This window comes from Corallococcus terminator, assembly GCF_003611635.1.
GTDB classification, from domain to species: Bacteria; Myxococcota; Myxococcia; order Myxococcales; family Myxococcaceae; genus Corallococcus; species Corallococcus terminator.
This window is the reverse complement of record NZ_RAVZ01000516.1, coordinates 1-4,514: the sequence shown is the minus strand read 5'-3', so window position 1 is coordinate 4,514 and position 4,514 is coordinate 1. Positions and strand designations below refer to the sequence as shown.

2 protein-coding genes are annotated in these 4,514 nt (G+C 71.7%); both read right to left on the bottom strand.

All coding sequences use genetic code 11. From position 1 onward, the window contains the following. Window positions 1-50 precede the first annotated feature (50 nt). Complete coding sequence (locus D7V88_RS39230; protein WP_372241167.1) at window positions 51-1,310, bottom strand: sigma 54-interacting transcriptional regulator; 1,260 nt, start codon at window positions 1,308-1,310, stop codon at window positions 51-53. Between the two features lie 135 nt (window positions 1,311-1,445). Next, window positions 1,446-4,244 carry a serine/threonine-protein kinase gene (locus D7V88_RS39225; protein WP_120545634.1) on the bottom strand — a complete coding sequence of 933 codons (2,799 nt, stop codon included), beginning with the start codon at window positions 4,242-4,244 and terminating at the stop codon, window positions 1,446-1,448. Window positions 4,245-4,514: the final 270 nt, after the last annotated feature.

Here is a 4,514-nt window from a genome sequence, read left to right as displayed (position 1 = left end):
CTCCTGGAGGGGGATGGGGGATGCCATCCTACCTGGGATGCCGCCCCGTGTTAAGGGTCCCCGGACGGATCCAGATCGTGTTTCCGCAGAAGTTTCCGAAGGTAGACACGGTCGATGTCCGCCTCGCGGGCCGCCCGGGAGATGTTTCCCTCGCAGCGCTCGATGAGGTTCTTCAGGTAGTCGCGCTCGAAGACCTCGATGAGGTGCTCCTTGGCTTCCTTGAAGGGTAGGTCCAGGTCCGCCCCCTTGCGCTGCCCGTCCTGGGGCACTTCCAGGTCGGGAAGGGCCTCCTCGCCCAGGTTCACCACCTGCTCCACGACGTTGCGCAGTTCGCGCACGTTGCCGGGCCAGGGGTACTGCAGGAGGAGCGCGCGGGTCTGGTCGGACAGGGCGCTGGGCGGCCGGCCCATCTGCTTGAGCATCGCGTCGATGAGCAGCGGGATGTCGTCCGGGCGCTCGCGCAGCGCGGGCAGCGTGACGCGCAGCACGGCGAGCCGGTGGAAGAGGTCGCGGCGGAACTTCCCCTGCTGGACGGCCTGCTCCAGGTTCACGTGCGAGGCGGCCACCACGCGCATGTTCACCGTGAAGTAGTCGTTGCCGCCCACCCGCTTCACCTGCCGGCGCTCCAGCACGCGCAACAGGCGCGGCTGCAACTCCAGGGGCAGTTCGCCAATCTCATCCAGGAAGACGGTGCCGTTCTGGGCGCGCTCGAAGGCGCCGGCGCGGTCCGCCTGGGCGCCGGTGAAGGCGCCCTTCACGTGGCCGAAGAGCTCGGATTCGATGAGCGTGGAGGGCACGCCCGCCAGGTCCACGATGACGAAGGGGCCCTTGGCGCGCGGGCTCTGCTGGTGGATGGCCTCCGCGCACAGGTCCTTGCCGGTGCCCGTCTCGCCGTGGATGAGGACGTCGGCGCCGCCGGGCGCCAGGCGCTCCAGCAGCGTGAAGGCCTCGCGCATCTTGCGGCTGTTGCCGACCAGCGCCCCGAAGCGGTCCTTCGAGGAGAGCGTCACCGAGCGGTCGCGCGTGTCCTCCGGCACCAGCTTCAGTTCGGTGGTCCCCAGCGTGAAGACACTGCCCGAGCGCAGCTCCATGGCGCTGAAGCGCAGGCCGTCCACGAAGGAGCCGTTGTGGGAGCTCAGGTCCGTCGCGAGCACGTGCTCGTCATGCACCTCCAGCTTCAGGTGCTGACGGGAGACGGCCTTGTCGGAGAGGACGATGTCGCACGTGGGCGCCTTGCCCAGCACGTACGTGCCCTGTTTGAGCGCGTGCGTCTTGCCGGCGTCCGCGCCCGACAGGACCCGCAGCACCATCCGCACCTGACCCGACCGGCCCCGCTGCAGCGTGGCGGTAGCATCCAGGAGCGCCTCGTCCTCGTCTGGCGGCAGCGACACGCGGCGGACGCTACCACGCCTCGCCGGGGCTGCCACCCGCGCGTGCGCGCGAGTTCACCGCCGCCGCGCGCGGGGCGGCTTGCGGGCAGGCGGGGGCGTGCGCTCGGCCGGAAGAGACTTCAGCCACGTGTCCACCTCGCCCACGCGCTCCTCCATCCCCGCCTCGGTGAAGCGACCCCGGGCGCGGGTGGCCTCGCCCCGGGCCTCCGGCGGGCGGCCCGTCTGGTACAGCGCCCTGGCCAGCGCGAAGCCCGACTCCGCCAGCGCATCCGCGGGCGCGGACGCGAAGGACACCGCCTGCTGGAGGGGCTCCACCGAATCGCGCGCCCGTCCCAGGCCCAGCAGCGCCTGCCCCACCCCGTCATAGGAAGGCTGGAGGGCTTCGTCGTCCGCGGGCAGCGCCTTGCGCTTGAGCGCCAGCGCCTGCTCGTAGGTCTTCAGGGCGTCGTCGTAGCGCTTCATCCCGAGCTGGCACATGCCCACCTCGTCCAGCGCCTCCGCGTACCGGGGGCTGTCCGCGCCGTGGAGGGCCTTGTAGAGGTCCGCCGTCGCCTGGGCATGGGGCAGCGCCCGGGCGTCCTCCTTCAATTCGCGCAGGGCCAGGGACAGCAGGCCGTGCCGCCGCGCCATGTCCGGGTGCAGCGGCCCCACCGCCGCCTCGGTCTGCTTGAGCGACTCCTCCAACAGCGGCAGCGCTTCCTTGGACTTGCCGGCCGCGAGCGTCATCCGCCCCAGAAGGAAGAGCGTCCGCGCGCGCTTGGGGTGCTGCGGCGGCAGGGCCTTCTCATAGAGGGCCCGCGCCTCTCCCAGCCGGGTGATGGCCTCGTCCAGGTGGTCCTGGGACGCGGCGAGGTTGGCCTGGTTCACCTTCACGTCGGCTTCCAGCACCGGCTCTCCGCCCAGCCGCTGGAGGGTGGCCTCCGCCAGGGCGCCCCAGTTCGCCGCCGGGTCGAAGTGCTTCTGCCCGTCCTCCACATAGAGGAGCTTGTTGAGGATGGAGACCTTCAGCCGGTCCGCCCTGCCCGCTTCCGCGTCGAACACGGCGCGCGACAGGAGCTGGGAGGCCGCGGGCGAATCCCCCGTCTGTTCCTTGAGCCAGCCCAGATGGAAGCGCAGCTCCGCGCGCAGCGGCAGGAAGTTCGTGGCCAGCACCGCGGACTCCAGGGGCGCCGCCGCCGCGAGCGCCGCGGGGTAGCGGCCCGCGTCCACCTGCGCCCGGACCTCCGACAGCTTGCCCTCCAGCTTTTCAATCTCGTCGCGCAGGGCGGGATCGGACGGCCGGCGCTGCTGTTCGGCGAGCGAGCCCACGTCCTCGCAGTCATGCAGCGCGGGCAGCGCGTGCGCCACGTCCACGGCCTTCTCCACCACTGCGGCGTCCGCGCCGGCCAGCAGCTCCACCGTGGAGCGCAGATCCTTGCGCCGCCGCTCCAGGCACACCACCTGCCGGTCGAACTGGTCCTCCGCGACGACGCCCTGCACGCGCGTCTGTTCGCACGCCTGCACGCGCTGCTGCTTCCACGCGCCCGCGTAGTTCTCCAGCACCTGCACGGTGCGGAAGGCCATGGCCTCCGCGAAGGGCTTGCCGGTGGAGCGGAAGGCGGACTCCAGCCGCGCCTTCGCGTCTGACGTCCAGACATCGTCCATCAGGGCCCCGGCGTCCGCGCACACCTGGGACTGCTGCCACGCCACGCCCGACGCCACCGCCAGCGAGACGGCCATCGCGCCCGTCGCCGACGCCCAGCGCTTGCGCCGGCCCTGGCGCTGCTCCTGGGAGAGCGCGTCCAGCAGGGTCCGCATGGACGCGAAGCGCGCGTCCGCGTCCAGCGACAGGCCGCGCAGCACCGCCTGCCGCACCCACGCGGGCACCTTCACGTCGCGCGGCGGCTCGCGGATGAGCACGGGCGGCGGCGCGGCGGGGCCCTTGGCCGTCAGGGGCGCGGTGCCTCCCAGCGACTGCGTGCCTTCCGCCTCCTCCACTCCCCGGCTGGAAGACGCGTAGGCCTTCAGGCTGCCCGGGTCGAAGGGGCGCGCGCCGAAGAGAGCCCCGTAGAGCGCGGCGCAGAAGCTGAACTGGTCCGTGCGTGCGTCCAGCGTCGTGCCCCGGAACTGCTCCGGGGACATGTAGTTGGGCGTGCCCACGAGGAGGCCCGCTTCGGTGAGCGTGGTCTCCAGCATGCGGCGGTCCGCGGACTGGAGGACCTCCGCTTCCTCCGGCGTCGTCGCCGCTTCCGGCGCGTCGCCCACCTGCCGCGCCAGACCGAAGTCCGTCACGTAGACGCGGCCCGCGCGGCTCACCAGCACGTTGGCGGGCTTGAAGTCGCGGTGCACGAGCCCCGCGTCGTGCGCGGCCTGGAGTCCCCGGCCCGCCTGGAGGTAGTAATCCAGCACCTCGCTCCACGAGCGCTTGGACTCCTTCAGCCACGTGCCCAGCGTGCCGCCGTCCACCAGCTCCATCGCGACGAAGACCTGGTCGCCCCAGATGCCCACGTCGAAGACGGGGATGACGTTGGGATGGGAGACGCGCGCCATCGCCTGGGCTTCGCGCATCAGCCGGGAGCGCGCCTCTTCGGATTCGCGCTGGTGGTTCGGGTGCAGCAGCTTGAGCGCCACCTTGCGGTCCAGGTCCGGATCATAGGCGGCGTACACCACGCCCATGCCGCCCTGCCCCAGCCGGCGCAAGAGCAGGTAGCGGCCCACCTGCGGAAAGGGAGGCACGTCCTCGGGAGCGCGCTGGGACCTTCCGGTTCCCGTGCCCGTCCCCCGTCCCGTGCCTCGGCCCGTTCCCACGCCCGAGCGCGCGGAGTCCGAAGCACCCGTGCCAGTTCCGCCCCTGCCGGTGTCGTTCTTTTTCATCGGTGGTGCACCCGGGACCGGACTCTACCCCCGGCGGTGGTTCGCCCCGCATCTTCTCCCGCGTTGCGTCATCCCGCCCGCCTGCCTGGTGACGGCTGTCATCAGTGACCCAAGCGCTGTCATCAGGGCCTGCGGTGGATGTGGGAGACAAACCCCTGGAAACAGGAACGGCCAGGGTGCGCCCGGGGCTGGCACGTCCAACGCAATGGGTCCCTGCATCGGAGCACTCGCAGCCCCCCTTCTGGAGCGCCCATGGCCCTCGCACCTGTC

What these genes read in the sequence shown, in the direction of transcription:
- D7V88_RS39225 (WP_120545634.1), bottom strand. Translation starts at nt 4,244, where the DNA reads ATGAAAAAGAACGACACCGGCAGGGGCGGAACTGGCACGGGTGCTTCG.
- D7V88_RS39230 (WP_372241167.1), bottom strand. Translation starts at nt 1,310, where the DNA reads ATGGTGCTGCGGGTCCTGTCGGGCGCGGACGCCGGCAAGACGCACGCG.